General features: G+C 51.1%; 18 protein-coding genes and 1 pseudogene. 1 reads left to right on the top strand and 18 read right to left on the bottom strand.

The features are described 5' to 3' along the window. The 10 genes and pseudogenes from mrdA to HMPREF0080_RS02700 all read right to left on the bottom strand — a co-directional run. Positions 1-1804, bottom strand: a pseudogene (gene mrdA / locus HMPREF0080_RS02740) (penicillin-binding protein 2); the annotation flags it as partial. Between the two features lie 15 nt (positions 1805-1819). Beyond that, positions 1820-2329 (bottom strand): rod shape-determining protein MreD, encoded by a 510-nt coding sequence (gene mreD / locus HMPREF0080_RS02735; protein WP_006789652.1) that lies wholly within the window; start codon positions 2327-2329, stop codon positions 1820-1822. After that, the gene (mreC, locus tag HMPREF0080_RS02730) at positions 2326-3255 is read right to left on the bottom strand and encodes a rod shape-determining protein MreC (RefSeq protein WP_245527203.1); all 930 of its coding nucleotides are present in this window, start codon (positions 3253-3255) and stop codon (positions 2326-2328) included. Before mreC ends, mreD begins: the two co-directional genes overlap by 4 nt. Further along, on the bottom strand, positions 3252-4292 hold the full coding sequence (gene mreB, locus HMPREF0080_RS02725; protein ID WP_006789649.1) for a rod shape-determining protein: 1041 nt from the start codon (positions 4290-4292) through the stop codon (positions 3252-3254). The genes mreC and mreB overlap by 4 nt, the downstream gene beginning before the upstream one ends. Positions 4293-4464: 172 nt before the next feature. After that, positions 4465-7503, bottom strand: coding sequence for an efflux RND transporter permease subunit (locus tag HMPREF0080_RS02720; RefSeq protein WP_006789648.1), 3039 nt, complete (start codon positions 7501-7503; stop codon positions 4465-4467). After that, positions 7503-8582, bottom strand: coding sequence for an efflux RND transporter periplasmic adaptor subunit (locus tag HMPREF0080_RS02715; RefSeq protein ID WP_006789647.1), 1080 nt, complete (start codon positions 8580-8582; stop codon positions 7503-7505). The genes HMPREF0080_RS02720 and HMPREF0080_RS02715 overlap by 1 nt, the downstream gene beginning before the upstream one ends. Before the next feature lie 31 nt (positions 8583-8613). After that, positions 8614-9303: an amidohydrolase family protein gene (locus HMPREF0080_RS02710; RefSeq protein WP_006789646.1), complete on the bottom strand. Its 690-nt coding sequence runs from the start codon at positions 9301-9303 to the stop codon at positions 8614-8616. Next, a complete protein-coding gene (locus HMPREF0080_RS10540; protein ID WP_245527202.1) occupies positions 9300-9440 on the bottom strand; it encodes a hypothetical protein in 141 nt (46 codons plus the stop codon). Before HMPREF0080_RS10540 ends, HMPREF0080_RS02710 begins: the two co-directional genes overlap by 4 nt. A 172-nt stretch (positions 9441-9612) precedes the next feature. Then, positions 9613-10230: a LysE/ArgO family amino acid transporter gene (locus tag HMPREF0080_RS02705; protein WP_006789644.1), complete on the bottom strand. Its 618-nt coding sequence runs from the start codon at positions 10228-10230 to the stop codon at positions 9613-9615. A gap of 25 nt (positions 10231-10255) precedes the next feature. After that, complete coding sequence (locus HMPREF0080_RS02700; protein ID WP_006789643.1) at positions 10256-11590, bottom strand: MATE family efflux transporter; 1335 nt, start codon at positions 11588-11590, stop codon at positions 10256-10258. Positions 11591-11704: 114 nt separating this feature from the next. Between HMPREF0080_RS02700 and HMPREF0080_RS09055 the strand changes: the two genes are divergently transcribed. Further along, on the top strand, positions 11705-12184 hold the full coding sequence (locus tag HMPREF0080_RS09055) for a transposase (protein ID WP_006789642.1): 480 nt from the start codon (positions 11705-11707) through the stop codon (positions 12182-12184). Between the two features lie 4 nt (positions 12185-12188). Here the strand turns inward: HMPREF0080_RS09055 and recO are convergent, their stop codons facing one another. The 8 genes from recO to HMPREF0080_RS02655 form a co-directional block, all read right to left on the bottom strand. After that, entirely contained in the window at positions 12189-12920 is a 732-nt protein-coding gene (recO, locus tag HMPREF0080_RS02690) for a DNA repair protein RecO (protein WP_006789641.1), read from the bottom strand. Further along, on the bottom strand, positions 12907-14241 hold the full coding sequence (locus tag HMPREF0080_RS02685; RefSeq protein ID WP_006789640.1) for a hemolysin family protein: 1335 nt from the start codon (positions 14239-14241) through the stop codon (positions 12907-12909). Before HMPREF0080_RS02685 ends, recO begins: the two co-directional genes overlap by 14 nt. A gap of 16 nt (positions 14242-14257) precedes the next feature. After that, positions 14258-15154, bottom strand: coding sequence for a GTPase Era (era, locus tag HMPREF0080_RS02680; RefSeq protein WP_006789639.1), 897 nt, complete (start codon positions 15152-15154; stop codon positions 14258-14260). 8 nt (positions 15155-15162) lie between these two features. Continuing rightward, a complete protein-coding gene (locus HMPREF0080_RS02675; RefSeq protein ID WP_006789638.1) occupies positions 15163-15546 on the bottom strand; it encodes a cytidine deaminase in 384 nt (127 codons plus the stop codon). Then, positions 15546-16019 (bottom strand): rRNA maturation RNase YbeY, encoded by a 474-nt coding sequence (ybeY, locus tag HMPREF0080_RS02670; RefSeq protein WP_006789637.1) that lies wholly within the window; start codon positions 16017-16019, stop codon positions 15546-15548. The genes HMPREF0080_RS02675 and ybeY overlap by 1 nt, the downstream gene beginning before the upstream one ends. Then, the gene (locus HMPREF0080_RS02665; RefSeq protein WP_040346994.1) at positions 16016-16990 is read right to left on the bottom strand and encodes a PhoH family protein; all 975 of its coding nucleotides are present in this window, start codon (positions 16988-16990) and stop codon (positions 16016-16018) included. Before HMPREF0080_RS02665 ends, ybeY begins: the two co-directional genes overlap by 4 nt. A gap of 2 nt (positions 16991-16992) precedes the next feature. Further along, the gene (gene mnmL / locus HMPREF0080_RS02660; protein ID WP_006789635.1) at positions 16993-17952 is read right to left on the bottom strand and encodes a tRNA modification radical SAM protein MnmL/YtqA; all 960 of its coding nucleotides are present in this window, start codon (positions 17950-17952) and stop codon (positions 16993-16995) included. Between the two features lie 196 nt (positions 17953-18148). Continuing rightward, complete coding sequence (locus tag HMPREF0080_RS02655; RefSeq protein ID WP_040347041.1) at positions 18149-18832, bottom strand: TVP38/TMEM64 family protein; 684 nt, start codon at positions 18830-18832, stop codon at positions 18149-18151. Positions 18833-18929: the final 97 nt, after the last annotated feature.

Below are 18929 nucleotides of genomic sequence, written 5' to 3'. Positions count from 1 at the left end.
GCCGCCGTATCCGCGGCATATGCGCCGACATGGAAAAATTCTTCCAACATCGTTTTAACAATAGGTCCGGCCGAAGCCGCACCGAAACCGCCCTGTTCCGTAAGAACGGCAATGACAATACGCGGATGATCATACGGCGCATAGGCTACAAACCAACCGTGATCCTGACCGCCGAAATTTTCGGCAGTCCCCGTCTTACCGGCCACCTGAACGGGAAATCCCTGGAAGAGCGATCCGGCCGTACCCGACTCTTCCGCCACGTTGCGCATGCCCTCCCGAATCAGGTCAAGTGTCGATTTCGATACTTCCAATGTGCCGATTTGTTCCGGCGCGAAAATCTTATACGGCGTACCGTCCAGATTATCGATACGACTGACGATAAACGGTTTGTACTGAATGCCGCCGTTGGCGACTTCACTGACGATCATAGCCGCCTGCAAAGGCGTGACAAGCTGAAAACCCTGACCGATGGCCGAGTTGAAGGTATCACCCAAATACCAGTCCTGGTGGTAATTTTTTTCTTTGTACGCCTCACTCGCCACAAGGCCGTCAGATTCCCCGTGCATTGCAATGCCCGTCTTCCGGCCCATACCGAACATTTTGGCATATTCTTCCAGTTTATCAATGCCGACACGGCGGCCGAGCTCATAAAAATATACATTATCCGATTTGGCCAGGGCTTCCGTAAAATTAATCCAGCCGAGCGCTTCTCCCCCTGCATTGCGCATATCCACCAGCCAGTGCCGGCCGCTGTCGTAAATCATCTCATCGGGAGTAATCTTTTTTAATTCCAGCGCGGCGGCGCCGGTTATAAGCTTAAAAGTCGAGCCCGGAGGATATTCGCCGGCAATAGCCCTGTTTTCCATAGGATGATTGGGATTGTCGTTGATCTGCCGCCACTCCGCCTCCGTAATGCCCCGGGTAAACCAGTTCGGATTATAAGCCGGACGGCTGGCCATGGCGAGAACAGCGCCTGTATTCGGGTCTATGGCAACGGCGGCGATACCGTTCACCCCGATGCCGTTGGCTACCTGCCTGTCCATCGCCTGTTCAAGGGCCTGCTGCAAATTTACGTCAAGGGTCAGGTGGATATTGTGACCGGGAACGGGATTCTTTCGTTCCAATTCTTTGACGGGACTGCCCGTCGCGCGACCTCCACCTGGCGGCTGCCGTCTTTGCCGCGCAGGAGATTATCATAATATGCTTCCAGCCCGGCGCGGCCGATCTGCGTAATAACGGAAACGCCGTCCTCATCTTTCAAGCGCTCCATATCTTCTTCATCGATCTGCCCGACATAACCGAACACCTGAGCGGCCATCATATTGTAGGGATAATAACGAATCGGCTGCACATCCACGGATATACCGGGCAATTCGTTCCGCTCTTCTTCCACCCTGGTAACGATATCCTGCGTCAAATCCTGCGCCAGCACGGTGGGAATATAAGAATTCTTTACTTTTGCGACTTTTTCCCGTAATTTTTCTTTCGGCAGATTCAACAGCCGCGATAATGTATTTAACTCTTCCTCAGTCATACTGCCCTGCGACGGCATATACGTAACCGTAAAGGAAGGTCGGGAACCGACGAGTATCTGGCCGTTCCGATCGTACATGACACCGCGCATGGCTGCCAGGGGTATGGCGCGTAAGCGGTTTCCCTCCGCCAGCGAATTATAATAATCGCCCTGAAAAAGCTGCAGCCAGACGAGTCGCGCGACAAGGGCCGCGAAAACGACCAGTATTACCCAGTACACATAGCGAAAAGGGCCGTCATTATTCTTTTTCTTCAATAATGCTTCGAGCATGTAAACCTGCCCTTTCTATCCGTAATAACCCGTAAAGCCCAGATACGTTTCTTCATTTCGCATTTTACGTACCGCTTTATCCGCCGGCAGCGCCAAAATGCCGTGATAAAGCAATAAGGGGATACTGTACTGAGCAAGGTACGCAGGCAGGCTGATAAATTGTCCCGACAGGGCCAGCACGGCATAAGTCAGGATAAGATTCAACTCGGTCGCGACCAAAAGCAGGAGTATCACCAAAAGGCGCTGTCCGTCCTCAACCACGCGGCCTACATAAGAGGCGGCAAAAGCCAGAACCAGATAAGGCACTATATGAATGCCGAAAAAATTGCCGATGACGACATCCTGCACAAAGCCGCCGATGAGAGCCGCCCCGATACCGATTCGTTGTCCGAACCGCAAGGCGACGAGGACGACGACTATAAAAATGAGATTAGGCTGTTCGACGCCGTTAAAAATCCGCGGTAGAACGACGCTTTGCAGAAGGAAAACGATTACCGCCGTAATAAATGTATAAACTCTTCTCATAGCGCCGCCGCCCCTTTTACGCCTTCCACCTTATCTCGTTGGGTTTGCGGCACAAGCTTGGGCGCCACATCCGGTTTATCATACGAATTACTTGACGACGTCCCCGTGATAACGAAAACTTCTTCCAGTTTAGAGAAATCGACACCCGGTTCGATAACCGCGTATTTAACAAAATCGGAATCATCCATATGAATGGAAACGATCTTGCCGATATACAGCCCTTTCGGATAAATAGAACCGAAACCGGATGTAATCAGAGTATCTCCTTCAAGGATGTCCGCCTCCTTAGCCACATTGACAAATTGCGGCTCCAGCGGCATATTGCCGTTTCCGCGCACAACGGAAGCCACCCGCGATTCGGGCCGCTGCACAACGGCCCCGACGCTTGTACGCGGATCGGTCATGAGCTGTACGCGGGCCGAATCGGAAAAAGCGTCGCTGATAAAACCGACCACGCCGTCAGGCGTAATAACGGCCATATTCTCTTTAATTCCCTGATTGGAACCGGCCCCGATAACCATCGTATTGGTCCAGGTCCCGTAATCCCGGGAAATGACGGCAGCCGCTACGAGCTGCAGTTCTTTATGAGCCGCACGAAAGTCGAGGAGCCTGCGGAGGCGTTCGTTTTCCGCGGCCAACTCATCATAATCAACCGTTTTTTTGCGTAAGTCGGCATTATCGTTTTCCAGCTTTTCCCATTCAACGCGGTTCTTCAGACTGATATCGATTATACGCTTAACCGCGGAAATACGATCGGCTACCCAGGAAAGCCCTTCTTCCAAAGGTGTAACGACGGTCTGCAGCGGTCCCGTCACATAAGGAATGGAATTATGCTGCCGCCAGGGGCCGCAGCCGACTATGCCTATGATAATGAATAAAATGAAAGCGACTATCATGCTTTTCTTGCTGAAGGAAAACAATGTCAAAATCTCCTTTTATAAATGGTCTGTACGCCTTGTACAAGTGAGTGTAAGGTTTCTCTGTGCCTCAACGCCATCCCCGCGCCTTTAGCCACCGCCGTTTCCGGTTCCGCCGCCACCGTGACGGGCACGCCCGTTTCCTGTGAAATAAGCTGGTCCATCCCCTTTAGCAAGGAACCGCCGCCCGTAAGCACAATACCGTGCTCCATAATATCGGCGGCAAGTTCAGGCGGAGTTTCACGCAAGGCCTGCCGTATGAGTTCTAAAATTTTCAGGAGCGGTCGCCCCATTACTTCGTAGATTTCACTGGATTTGAGTGAAACTTCTTTTTCCAAGCCGTCATCGAGGCTGCGGCCCCTAAAATAATAATTCCGATCTTCAAGCGGCAGGACGGCCGATCCGTTATACACTTTCATTTCCTCCACGGTTGCGTCGTCCGTGACGATTGCATAGGTTCCGCGCAGATACTCTTTTAACGCCGCATCCAGCTTCTGTCCGCCGCTGCGGAGCGACTCGGATACGACAATGCCGCCCAGGGAAAGAACCGCGATATTCGTGGTACCGCCGCCGATATCGACGATCATGTTGCCGAGCGGATCGAATACGGGAAGACCCGAACCGATGGCGGCAGCCGCACCCGTTTCGATAAGGTAAGCCTCTTTCGCGCCGGAACGAAACAGCGCTTCCAATACGGCGCGCTTTTCGACATCCGACGCAACGGCCGGCACACCGAGCATAACACGCATACGCCGTACAGTACGAAAGGTCTTGCTGAGAATATAATTAAGCAGGGTGCAGGTAACGGAGTAGTCCGCAATGACGCCGTCCACCAGGGGTCTGTGAATTTTTACCACCTCCGGCGACCGGGCCAGTAAGGTCTCCGCATTGCGTCCTATGGCCACAACCTTTTGATTGCGTTCATCCGTAGCGACGAGAGAAGGCTCGGAAAGGATTACCCCTCTGCCCTCCACGTATACCTGAGTCGTAGACGTGCCTAAATCTATCCCTATATTTTTTGTCAGCGGTGAAAAAATCGAAGCCATTCTGCAATCCTTTCCGAGTCATACTACAGTCGTTATTTATTTTACCACAAAGAGCCCTTACCGTGAATACGCCGGAGCCGTCAGATTTGCGATTTTTACCGCAGTTTTACGCAAAAATACGGCCTTGCCGAAAAGGCAAAACCGTATCTGAACCAACCTGTAATAACCGCATTTATTTACTGTCTTTTGTCACTTTAAAAGCGGCGGCGTACATGACCGGCAGGACGAGAAGCGTCAGTACCGTAGCTATAAGCAGCCCTGAAGCGATAGCCACGGCCATAGGGCCCCAAAAAGCGCTGGGCATAAGAGGTATCATACCCAGGATGGCTGCCGCGGCGGTCAGCATTATCGGCCTGAAACGCATGACCGCCGAATCGACAATCGCATCCCAGGGCGTTTCTCCCGCCGCCATATGTTTTTCTATCTGATCGATGAGTATAACGGAGTTACGGATGATCATGCCGCTTAATGCAAGAATGCCCAGGTAAGCGACGAAGCCCAGCGCTTTACCGAAAATGAACATGCCGAAAGCGACGCCGATAATACCCATAGGCGCGGTAACCAGCGTAAGCGCCATGAGGGAAATACTGCGCAGCTGGAACATGAGCAGGGTCATGATAATAAAAATCATGACAGGAACGGGCACAATAAGATATTTCAGTGATTTTTCACTGTTTTCCAGGTCACCGCCTTTTTCAAGCGTATATCCGAAAGGCATTTTATCACGCACGGCCCCGGCGGCATCATAGGCTTTCTGTGTCGCATTATCGGCCGTACCGCTGACAATGTTCCCTTCTACGGTGACGGTCGGTTTTAAATTGCGCCGCCAGATTTTCCCTTCCTCGGCCCCGTACGATATGATCCCTATCTGTTCGAGCGGCACCGGGCCGTGCGGCGTATAAATGACAATATTCTTGATCTGTGAAATGTCGGTGCGGTTGTTTTCACTAAGGCGCAGCTGAATCCCGATAGTTTTATCGCCGGCATAGTATTCGGCGACAGTCGCACCGCTGAGCTCCGTATAAAGCGTCTTGGAAACATCGCCGCCGGAGATGCCGAGATACCGCAGCTTGTTTTGGTCCAGATCCACCTTCAATACCTTGGATTTCTGGGCCCAATCGAGATGAATATTACGTAAATTTTTATCTTCCGAAAGTACGGCGGCTATTTCCTGTGAATAGGTTTTGACCTTATTAATATCAAACCCGGAAACGCGCAGCATGACAGGATAATCCGAAGGCGGCCCCATTTGAATGTACCTGATATTCGGACGTACGTCCGGTTCGTGCTCGGCAAGTTCCCGCCTGATCAGCGAAACAAGTTCTTCACGGGTCCCCGTGTCTTTGGCGACGACGACGAACTGCGCATAATTACTTCCCGGCAGAACCGGGTCCGTCGTCAGGACAAAACGCGGCGCTCCTTCACCGACATAGTAGGAATAATCTTTCAAAAGGTCTTTCCGACTGTCCAGAAACTGTGAGAATTTCGTCGCCTCTTTTTGCGAAGCGGCAAGGGACGAGCCTTCGGGCAGCGTCATTTCGACAATAATTTCCGGCCGCAGTGACGGCGGGAAAAATTCCTGCGGCACCAGTTGCAATACGCCCGCAGAAAGGAGGAACAGCCCGGCAGTGCCTGCCAGCACCGTCTTTTTATGAGTCAGGAACGCATACAGAACACGTCTGAACAGCCGGTAAAAGCGATTATCATACAGATCTCTTTCCGGCCCGTTTTCTTTTACCTTAATGAGATAATAGCCGAAAAGGGGCGCCACCATAACCGAAACGATCCAGGAAAGGAGAAGAGAAGCCGTAATTACGGGAAAGAGGGCCTTACAAAATTCCGCGGCGGCTCCTTTCGAAAAGGCGACGGGAATAAAGCCGGCGCAGGTAACCAGGGTGCCCGTAAGCATCGGTTTCGCCGTTTCTCTGAAAGCGGCGCAGGCCGCCTCTGTCCGCGATTTGCCCCGCTCCAGCTGGACGCTCATCATTTCCACGGCAATAATGGCGTCGTCCACAAGAAGGCCCAAAGAAATGATAAGCGCGCCGAGAGATACTTTGTGCAAATCAATTCCGCCTATCTCCATGATGCAGAATACGCCCGTCAGAACGAGGGGGATGCAAAAAGCGACGACCATGCCCGTGCGAATGCCCAAACTGAGAAAACTGACCACGAGGACGATAATAATGGCTTCCCGCAATGTACCGACAAAATCACTGATAGATTCGTCGACGACCTTAGGCTGGTCCGATACCTGATGTATTTCCATACCTGCGGGCATATCGCCCTGCACGGATTTTACAATCTTTTCCAGATTTTTACCGAGCTTCAATATGTTGCCGCCGTCTTTCATGGAAGCGGCGACGCCCACTGCAGGCTGACCGTTATAATACATTTTCGGATCGGACGGTTCCGTATACGTGCGTTCGATCTTTGCAATGTCGCCCAGACGGAAAACGGCGTTGTCCCCTTTTACGGGAAGATTTTTAATCGCTTCCACATCTTCAAATGTACCGCTTACACGCAAATAGACGTTGTCCGTCTGTGTATTGACCATACCCGTGGGAGTAACGGCATTCTGCCCCTTCACCGCTTCGGCAATGGCCGTCGGCGCAATGCCGAGAGACGCGAGTTTTGCATTTTCTATTTCAACGTATACTTTTTCAGACTGTTCACCCAGGATTTCCGCTTTACCCACATCAGGCACGCCGAGGATTTCCCGCCGCAGGAGTTCCGCTTTTTGCCGCAGTTCTTCATAAGAATACCCGTCGCCCGTCACGGCGTAAACGGAACCGTACACGTCATCAAAATGGTCGTCATAATATGGACCGTACACGCCCTCCGGCAAAGTGCGCTTCGTGTCTTCCGCAAGATTGCGTACTTCCTGCCACACGGAACGCACGCCGGACGATTCTATATCATCGTCAAGATTGACAAAGATAACCGCCTGTCCCGGTTTGGAATAGCTTTTAATATAATCCAGATGCGGCGTATCCTGAAGCTTTTTCTCAGTTTTATCCGTAACCTGTTCTTCCATCTGCCCGGCCGTAGCCCCGGGCCAGGCAACGGTTACGACCATCTGCCGCACCGTATAGGACGGATCTTCCATCCTCCCCAATTTCATATACGAAAAGGCGCCCGCCAGGGCGATGACAATGATAAAATACCATACGAGAGCCTTATTGCGCAGGGATATCTCCGTAAGATTACGCATTACTCATCACCCTCCGTGCGGACGGTCTGTCCCTGTGATAAAACATGGACGCCCGCCGTAACGACTGTATCACCCTTCTGCAGTCCCCTGACGAGAACGCGGTCCTCATCAAAAGCTTCAACCGTCACCGTCTGTAAAAACAGCTTCCTGTCTTTTCCCACTACCCAGACCTGCGGTACATCGCCGGTCTGATAAATGGCGGATAGCGGCAGAAGGCAGGTCGTACCGTCGCCTATTTCATTGACTTCTTTTACAGTGGCCGTCATGCCGAGCTGCAGCCCCTGAGGCGGTTGCAGCAAAGACGCCGTTACTTTATACGTACGCGTGGCCGCATCCGCCAAAGGCGCAATTTCCCGTACTTTTGCGGTAACGGATACGCCCTTTAATGCCCAAAACGATACGGCTGCATCTTTACCGACCTCAAAATCTTTTATTCTGTTTTCGGGTACGTTGAATTCGACTTCCAGCGCATCGCCCTTGACCAGGGTCAAAACGGTCTGACCCGGAGACACCACCTGACCGGGTTCACCGCTTACAGCGGCAATGACGCCGTCGGCATCGGCCGTAAGCTGTGTATAAGCCAGTTGATTTTCCTGCGCCGCCGCCGCGGCAGACGCCTGGTTATACTGTGCCACCGCCTGAGCATAAGCGTTCCGATATTGATCCAGTACGGCCGCGCTTACCGCATCCTGCGCATACAACGCCTGATACCGGGCCAGATTCGTTTCCGCCAATGAAAGTTGAGATGCGGCAGCCGTTACAGCGGCCTGCGCCTTAGTCACGCCCTGCTCAACATCCTGCGGGTTAACGGTCATGAGTACGTCACTGGCATGAACGATACTGCCCAGCTGAACGTTCCTGGCCGTAATACGCCCGCCGACCTGGAAAGCCAACTTGCTTTCGTAACGGCCCTTTACGGTCCCTGTATATTCGAATGCAGCCGCTCCGGTTTGCGCGCCTACCGTTTCCGTCTTTACGAGCTGAGCCTTTTCCGGTTCGGCCGTTTTGCCGCAGCCGGCCACTAAAACACCTGTCATTACCGCTATTGCCAGCGCAACCGCTTTTTGTGAGAATCTCATACTGTCCTCCCGCCGTCTTTCGGAAATGAAATCAGGAAAATATTCCGTTTCCCTGTAAGCCGTAAATCCGTACGGCATTATTATAAAAGACATCATCCCATTTATCACGAGGGATGACGGCCTTTACAAAATTAATGTAATCGTCAAGATTGGCCAACGGCCAATCCGTCCCGAACAGGATCCGGCTGTAGTCCCCCATATACGAAAATAAATCGTACAGTCTGCGGATGTAACCGTATTTTTCATAGAAAAAACGTTCCGTATCGGAGATTTTCCCTTCCAAAAGCCCCGACAAATCGGTGCTGACATTATGATTTTTTTCCAGGACAGCGACGGCCTCATCTAAAAAAGGATTGCCCATATGGCACATAACGAAGCGAACATTTCTGAAATTTACGGCCGCTTCGTCAAGCGTGAAAGGATGACTGTATTTCAAAAGTCCCGTTTCCGTTGCCGTAAGCCCCGTATGAACGGCGACGGGCTTGTCGTATTTTTCCGCCAATTCATAAAAGGGCGCCAGTCTGTCATCGTATACATAAAAACGGTTATATCCCGGATAAAGCTTAATTCCGACACATCGGGGCCGCTTCAGATTGGCTTCCACCAATTCGGCCTGTTCCCGCAGGGATCGTTTGTCGTCATCAAAATGATCCAGGCCGATGCAGTAACTTATAAACTCGGGATAACGGTGTTCTTCCGGATAAAGGGAGCGGTTGCTCATGACGATACGTGGACGATGCCCGCACTTTTATAGGATTGACGCAGGTTTTCTTCAGTATTTTCATGTCCCGCCATACGCGCGAGTTTGTCAAAATCGGAAAAATCGGCGAAATGAAAATGCGCATCTATGATTTTCATTGGTTCTCCCCTTCTCTTTTCACCCGGTTTAAAAATTAAACCGGACATTTGCTTCCTGCAACCTCTTTATCATACACGCTTAACGACGGTTAAACAAGCAGGAGCATGACATATCCCTTCCCTCGCCGGAAAAATGCCGGTCCGTAAAACCGCCGTTATCTGCCGTGCCGGTTCACGGAAAAAATACGGACTGTACGAAAAGGACGGCTAAACGGATACCGTAAAACAGAATAACCAGGCCGCAGGCGATATTGAGCAGACGCAGCAGCCGCGGCGTAATGAAATTGCCGAAAAAACGCACGGCTGCGGTTATGCCGAAAAACCAAAAGACCGAGGCGGAGAGGACGCCGCCCATAAACGCAAGACCCGCGTCACCGGGAAAAGACGCACGAAAGGCGCCAAGCAGCATAGTCCCGTCAATAAGCGCCTGCGGATTCACCCACGTAACTAAAAAAGCCGTAACCACGGTCTTTTTACCGGATGAAAAACGGCTGTCGGCGGCAGGAATATCACGGGCCCGCAATAAAGAAACGGCAATAAAAATGATAAAACAGCTGCCTGCACCCAAAATGATATGCCCGGCCTGCGGATAAAGATATAATACATTGCCGACGCCGAAAAAACAGGCCGACGATAAAAGGATATCAAAGAAGGTGACACTGACCGCCGCCGTCAAGGCGCGGCGCAAATCGGCGGTCAGTGCGCGGTTAATAATAAATATATTCTGCATCCCTATAGGGGCCACATAGGCGAACCCGAGCAGAATGCCCTGTATATATATTTGTCCCAAGGCCGATACTCCTCATTTTCTTCAACTACTCTTCCGTCAGAAGACGGCGGCTGAAATAATAATAGCAGGCCGTCGTAAAAACGCAAGCGACCACCCAACAGAGGGGACTTGCCGCGCAAAGTCCCCTGTAGGCCCAGACGGAGGCAAGGACCAAGGCGGCGCCGCTGCGGATAACCAGTTCCAGAAGACTGCTTAACAGAGGTACGATCGATATGCCCATTCCCTGGAGAGCATTTCGGTAGACAAAGATCTGCCCCAGGAAAAAATAAAAGGGGACTGTGAACATGAGATACAATCGGGCCTGTTCCAAAAGAAACGGGTCTTCTTCCGAAGTAAACCCCGAAACCAGAGCCGTGCCGAAAAAGTACATCAGTACTACCGCTCCCAGGCAAAGGCCAAAGGACAGGTACGAACATTGGCGTACCCCTTTTTTGATACGGTCAAATTTGCGAGCCCCGTAATTTTGCGCCGTATAAACGGCCATGGCAATGCCGAAGGAAATCATGGGCTGCATGGCTACCTGTTCAATTCTCGTCGCCGATATAAAGGCGGCTATAGTTTCGGGGCCGAACGTGTTGCAAACGGCCTGTACGACAATAATGCCCAGAGTAATAATCGAAAATTGCATGGCCATGGGCATTCCGACCTTCAAATGCCTTGCCGCCGCATCTCTGTCGAAACGCCAGTCTTCCCGCCGGAGACGAAGGAACGGGAATTTATGACGCATATAAAAGAGACAGAGGATCGCGGCGATGCCCTGCGCTATAACCAGGGCAATCGCCGATCCGGGAACACCCCAACCGAAAGAAACGATAAAGAGAACGGCCAGCCCTATATTCATGAGTGTCGAGAGAATGAGAAAATACAGAGGCGTCCTGCTGTCTCCCAGGGCGCGGCAGATACAGGACAAAAGATTATACATCATTGTGGCGATAAGGCCGTACGAAACAATGATAACATAATGATACGCATCGTCATACAGTTCATCCGAAATATTCATAAGATAGAGTATTTTAGGCATGAGAAGGCCGGAAATAAGCATGAGCGCCAAGGTAATGCTGCCGGACAGCATAGCCGACATGGCGACGGAACGGCGCACGCCGTCAAAATCGCCGGCGCCGAACCGCTGTGCCGTAATAACGGTAAAACCGGAAGCCAGACCGATAGTAAGCGCCAGAAGGCCCATAAAAAGAGGCGCCGTGGCCCCGACAGCCGCCAACGCGCGGATCCCGATAAAGCGGCCGACAATGATAATATCGGCAATATTATAGAATTGTTGAAATATATTCCCTATAAGCAGGGGTACCGTAAAGGCGGCGATCAATTTAATCGGGCTGCCTTGTGTCATATTTTTAACCATCCGGATCCCTCCGTTTCGAAAGCATGCCGGCTTTAATACATTTTTAATCGGATTCTAACTGTCTTTTAACAGCCTTTTCATCTCGTCGTGTCATCCTGTAAAAGGGTGATAAAAATGAGCATACAGCAACGGGCGGTAAGTAAATCTTTCCACCGTAAAGGAACTTACTTTTTTACGTTATGCACCGCCGACAGAAAGCCTCTCTTCGGCACCGTCGAAAACGGTCTCTCCGGCCCGTATTGGCGGCCTCATGCGGCGGGAACCGCAGTGGCGGCCATGCTTGAGCGCATAGGCCGGACCAGACGCGACATCGAGCTGACCGACTTCGTCGTCATGCCGAACCATATTCATCTCATCGTTACCCTGAAAAACGGAGACAGCCGTACTATCGGGTGGTTCGTCACGTACTGCCGCGGCATCCTGGAGAAGCAGACGGCCATCGACTTGGTCATATCGGCTAAAGACTCGCTCGTGGAAGAGCTGCATACTGATTTGGCCTTTCGCACGGCACGTTTAAGTTTGGAACTGCATCATCAATACTGGCAATACGACAGGCTCTACGTGGCGGAAACGCCTTCCTCTTACGGTAAATAGCCGCCTAACACAGAAGCTGAAGAGATTTCAGTTCCCTTTCACTGCATTCGCTTACATAGGAATACAGAAATTCTTCTAAATATTGCAGTGCCGCAGCCGTAAGGCGAAGAGTCGTCCCGCGCTCCCACGTATACGAGCAGACGGATTCCCATTGCTCTTTTAAAACGGGGCTGAGCCTTTCCGACAGCCGTCCTTCCCGGCGCGCCGTACCGATGTGCCATCGGCGCATACCGTTGGCATAACGGCCGTCCCGATACACATATACGTTTTCCGGATCGGGAAAGAGTCCGGCCAGCCCGACGAGCTGCCAGCCGGCAACAATGGTGGCCGTACGTACATCTTTGGTATTGATGCCGGCACAATAAGCCCGCAAAAGAGCGAAGACCCGCATATCGGCCTCCGCTTCGGGCAAAAGAGCCAGCTCGATATCCGTGAAAATCTGACTGTACACGTAGGTTTGCCATTCCAGATCCAGCATAGCACGGCTGTTGCGGCATTCATATTCGCTTAACGTATAGCCTCCGTCTTTTTCCCACGCCTCAAAGGATATGTCGCTTAAAAGTAAGAACGGACTGCCTCCCTGTTTTGCCGTTTGTTTCACTGTACCGGCAAAAATACGGATGAGGCCTTTCTGCGCCGTAAAGACAGTGAGCACACGGGTTCCTGCCGAATTCTTCCTGATACGCAAGACTACGCCGTCATACGATCCTGCCGGACCGTGCTTACTCCGATTCATGGGTATCTCCCGCTTCTTCCGGAACAACGCCCGGCACGGCGCGGAGCCGGACAATACGAAATCCCTGTATCTCCATCACCGTAAAGACGTAGCGGCCGATAGTCACTTTATCCTTAACATGCGGCGTATGCCCGAGCAAATTGAAGACATAGCCTCCGATCGTATCGACATCAAGATCGTCTTCAACGGGGATATGCAGCAGCTCTTCCACATCATCGAGAAGAACCGTACCGGCAAATTCATAGGCTCCCTGCGGCAGCGGCTGGATTTCTTCCTTCTCCGCCGTGTGTTCGTTGCGGATAGTACCGACAAGTTCTTCCATGATATCCTCCAACCCGATAAGACCGACCGTACTGCCGTATTCATCGACGACAACGGCTAAATATGTCCGCCTTGCCCGCATCAACTGAAGAAGCTTGGAAACAGGCATGATTTCAGGCACCATGAGAATCGGCCTGTTTATAAGCCGCAGATTATTGCGCCTGTTAATATGCAGATCGAGGACATCTTTTATATGCACAAGGCCCAGAACGTGATCTTTGTCTTCCTCACATAACGGGTACCGCGTGTGCCGCGAAGTATTGATAGTCTTTAAATTTTGAGCCATACTTTCTTCCGCGTAAAGGCAGACGATCTCCTGTCTTGGAATCATGATCTCCTTGGCCAGAAGATCGGAAAAATCAAAGACGTTGTCAATAAGTTCGCTTTCCAGTTTATCAATTTTCCCCTCTTTATGACTGGCCGTAATGAGCATACGGATTTCGTCTTCGGAGTGAACCATATCGATTTCATTGGTAACATCAAGAGATTTGCCGCTTAAAACAAGCTGTCCCAGCTTCATGCCCGCCGCCAGGAGAGGATAGAAAATTTTGCTCATGCCGTATATGGCGCCGCCGACGACGCGCAAAGTCTTTTCAGGGACCTGCATGCCTACCGATTTCGGCACCAATTCGCCGAGGACCCAGAACAAAAGCGTCAAAACGGCAATAACGGCGCCGTAAATAAGTACATGGAGAATATAAAAGGGCGTCAGCACCCCCCACTCTCCGTACGTATAAACGAGGCCGTAAAAAAGGGTGGCACCGGCAGTAAATGCCGACAAAGAAACACCTGCCTGCGCCATACTGAGAAAAATACCGGGCGCGTCGTAATAACGAAGCAATTTCCGCGCCGACATATCCCCGTCGCGGACCCTTTCTTCAATGGATTCCTTGCGCAATTGCACGAACGCAAACTTGCCCAATACACAGAAACCGTGTACGGCCAAGGCGGCAAAAAAGATAAGAACGCACGTCACAAGCGTGCCTATTTGCTCTTCCATAGACTCCGATTATCTCCTATTCGTCTTTATAACCGAATTCACTCAAGACGGACGCTTTATTGCGCCAGTCGGTCTTTACTTTAACCCAAATGTCGAGGAACACGGACGAGCCCAAAAGGCGTTCGATTTCCGTGCGGGCGAGGCGGCCGATTTCTTTTAAAACCGAACCGTTTTTACCGATGACAATACGTTTCTGCGAATCCCGTTCAACGTAGACGGTAACGCGAATATATACTTTATTATTCTCCCGTTTCGCCATTTCCTCCGTATACACCGCCAGGGCATGAGGCACCTCTTCACGAGTCAGCTGTAACAATTTTTCCCTGACAATTTCCGCGACCAGCAGCCGTTCCGGCCGGTCCGTAATCATGTCGTCCGGAAAATATTTAGGTCCCGGCGGCAATATTTTTTTCAATTCCCCCATAACGGCGGAAACATTCTCCCCCTTTAACGCGGAAACGGGAATGATCGCGGCAAAATCGCAGAGCGACGAATAGTCGGCCATGATCTTCAAAAGCTTTTCTTTATCAAGTTTATCAATCTTGTTGATAACGAGAAAAACCGGCGCATGTATATCTTTAATTTTATGGAGAATGAACATGTCGCCGGGCCCGCGTTTTTCATCGGCGGCGACGAGAAACAACACGGCATCGATATCTTTCAGCGAACCGTAAGCGGCTTCATCCATAAACCGGCCCAATTTATGTTTCGGTTTGTGAATCCCCGGCGTGTCGAGAAAAACAATCTGACTGTCCGCGTCCGTATGGATGCAGAGAATCTTATTCCGCGTCGTCTGCGCCTTATCGGAAACAATGGTCACCTTCTGCCCGAGGATCCGATTGATAAGTGTGGACTTGCCTACGTTAGGCCGGCCTACAACAGAGACAAAGCCCGATTTAAATTCTTGTTCCATAAATCCCCCTACAGTGAAAAAGGCTGCGGCAGCAGTGAATCCAAGGCGGCACATGTATAGGTCCCGTCCTCTTTCGTCAGGATAACCACGGGTACCCTGAACTCCGCCAACACCTGACGGCATGCGCCGCAGGGCACAGTATAATCAGCCGTACCGGCCAAGGCGACGGCACGAAAAGTCCGGCACCCTGCGGCAACCGCATTAAAAACGGCATTGCGCTCCGCGCAGGACGTCAGCCCGTACGACCCGTTTTCAACATTGCATCCCCTGTAAATCTTCCCGTCCGTTCCCAGTAAAGCCGCGCCGACCTTAAAGCGGGAGTACGGGGCATATGCGTTTTCACGCGCTTCACGCGCTGCTTTAACCAGTGTTTCTACAGTGTTTTTATCCATTATAACGACTCACCTTTACGTACATAGCCGAGACGCCGGAGAATAAACTCTTCTTCCCTGCGCATTTCCGCCTTATCTTCCTCCGTCATGTGGTCATATCCCAGAATATGTAACATGCCGTGTACGGTGAGATAAGCCAATTCCCGTTCAAATGTATGGCCGTACTCCTCAGCCTGACCGGCCGCCTTGTCAAGAGAAATGACGATATCACCGAGCAGGGCCGTATCGGGGCCGTCATAGCCGTCTTCTTCCCCTTCGTTTAAGGCAAAGGAAAGAACGTCCGTAGGGCTGTCCGTATTTCTGTATTTTTTATTAAGGCCGCGTATATAGTCATTGCCGCAGAGGACAACGCTCAATTCCGCATTCGGTCCGAGGCCGTAAATAAGAGCGCCTTCATTACAGACGCGTTCAATAATTTCCTCATACGTGTCCCGTTGCAATTCGTCTTTTTCATAAGTAATGCGGACATTCATCGCCTCGCCACCTCCCCGTCCGTATAAAACCGTTCATAAGCCCGTATAATACGCCCTACCATATCATGCCGGACGACATCTTCATCCGTAAATTGCATTATACCGATGCCCGGCACGTCCCGCAGTACGTTCATGGCTTCGACCAGGCCTGATTTACTGCGATCCGGCAAATCTATCTGTGTTATATCACCGTTGACGACGAGGCGCGAATGATTGCCCATGCGCGTCAGAAACATTTTCATCTGTTCACGCGTCGTATTCTGCGCTTCATCGAGAATAACAAAAGCTTCTTCCAACGTGCGTCCGCGCATATATGCCAACGGCGCCACTTCAATACTGTTTTTGGCAAGCATCTTCTGCATTGCGTCAAAGCCGAACATATGGGCTAACGCATCATAAAGGGGACGCAGGTAAGGATCGACCTTTTCCTGCAAATCACCGGGCAAAAAACCCAGCTTCTCACCTGCTTCAACGGCAGGCCGGGTGAGAATAATCCGTTCCGCTTCGCGGTTTTTCAAGTAATATGCCGCCAAGGCCACGGCCAAATAGGTCTTGCCCGTGCCGGCCGGGCCGATGCCGAAGGTGACCGGATTTTTCCGGATATAATCAACATACTGCTTTTGCCCCAAGGTCTTCGGTTTAATCAATTTACCGCCTGCGGAAATGCTGATCGTATCACTGTAAAGCGCGGTAAGCGCGGCTTCCTGACCCCGGCGGATAAGTTTCGCCGCATACCGGACATGCTGCGTCGTCGGATAGACTTTCTCTTTATTAAGCCCCCGCATCTGTAAAAGGACGCGTTCCAGCAAAGCGATCTCTTCAGCCGGGCCCTTCAGGAATAAATCCAGTCCCCGTGCCGCCGCTTTCACGTGAGAGAATTCCTGTTGTATTGCTTTCAGCAGCTCATCGTGCATGCCCAAAAGATGGCGCGCTTCGGACGAATCGGAAAATGTAAAAATCGATTCTTTCAAAATTATCTCCCCCGGTCTGTAAATTGGCGCACTGCCTTGCCGTGTAAATAATCACATTTTTTTCCCTGCCACGTATGGTGAAGAGCCAGCTCGCTGTCAATCATATCACGAATGCGCCACCACCCCATGCCCCAATTGGCAAATTCCACCGCTTCTTCGGGCGCTCTGCCGATAAGCCGTTGGAAGATTAAATCGGGCCGCGAGTATTCAAGAAACGCAATGACTCTGTACACGTATTCCTCCACTGTAATAAGCTTAATTTCACCCTTTCTGTACCATGCGGCCATAGGCGTATTTTTGATGATATAGAGGGCATGAAGTTTTACTTCATGCGTCGGCAGGGCTGAAATAATTTTGGCCGTCTCGACGGTATCTTTCCTGTCATCACCGGGAAGCCCGATAATCACATGCGTACAGTTACGGAAGCCATAGTCTCGTAACATCATAAGGGCATCTATATATTCCGCCACCGTATGGCCGCGATTGATTTTTTCCAACGTTTTATAATTTACCGTCTGTAACCCTAATTCGACAAGTATATCAACACCGTGCCGTTCACGGATACGCGACATAATATCCAAATAGGCCGGATTGAGGCAATCCGGCCTCGTAGCTACCGCAATACCGACGATTCCGGGTTGGCAAGCCTCGTCCAGATACTCTTCAAAGAGCTTCGGCTCTATATAGGTATTGGTAAAATTCTGGAAATAGGCAATAAATTTGCGGGCCTTATATTTAGGGCCGATATGCGCTCTGTTTTGCTCCAACTGCTCCCTTACGGTCACCGATGACGGTAAATTTTCATAACCGGCTCCAATGGAGCCGCAAAAGGCACAGCCGCCCGTCCCCAATCTGCCGTCCCTGTTCGGGCAGGTATCGGGAATACTGACGGGTAATTTATATACCTTTTCCCCGTATGTGTGTTTTAAATACGCTGAATATACGCGATACGGCGTGTCCATAATTATCCTCCGGCTATTTATAACCTTGTGAGCGTCCGCCGCACAGCGCCAAAAACGTTGTTACAGTACCGCCGTATGGGTCGGGCCGGGCCGCAGAGGTAAACAAGAGAGCTTAGTGTGTATATTATACTGCAAATACTCCGCCTGTGGAATATATGCACGAAAAGAGAGATAAGCGGTTATCTCTTATCCCTCTTTATTCACGGCGGCCCGTGTTTTTATATCTGTAAATTAAATAGGCGGCAATACACACGGCCAGAACGGCAGCCAGTCTGTACGCATGCTCGGCTATATGGACGAGGTCATGTCCCAAAAGGACTTCGACGGCAACTGCCGGAAGCTTGCCGATAAAAGTGGCTATCGCATGCTCGGTAAAAGCAACGCTGCTCGCCGCCAGCAGCGCCGTTAAAACAACATTGGGCGTATACGGCAAAGCACGGGCAATGAGAACGGTGCGAAAACTGCTGTATGAGTCCAGCCGGTTTAATCGCCTGCTCTTAGCTATGATCCGTTTGGCCAAACCGCGAAATACCGTACGCATAACCGCAAAACCTGCAGTACAACCGACAAACTCCCCTATCCAGGAAACAATAATGCCCGGTATAAGCCCGAAAACAAGGCCGTTTACAATGAGTATGGGCAGGGACGGCAATCCCGTCATATTGGTCAACGCGATCATAAGGATGCTGACGGCCATCGCACCGTACCCGAAGGAAAGGACATATTCCTTTAAACCGAGTACATTCCCCGAAAGGGCCAACTTCCACAGTGTCTCATAAAAACCGGGAATAAGAACGTGCACCGCCCCCAACAGGCATCCTAAAATCAAACAGGCATATATTTGCATCTGACGCTCGGTCATCGATTTCAACTTATTCATATATACTCCCCGGGAGTGTAAATTAACTGTATAACGGATTTTATTATACGCCGGGAACGGCCGAATGTCGACAGTACAGATAAAACGGGCGCAGGCA

This window comes from Megasphaera geminata F0357, from assembly GCF_000239275.1.
GTDB lineage: Bacteria > Bacillota > Negativicutes > Veillonellales > Megasphaeraceae > Megasphaera > Megasphaera geminata.
This window is presented reverse-complemented; position numbering and strand designations above follow the sequence as displayed.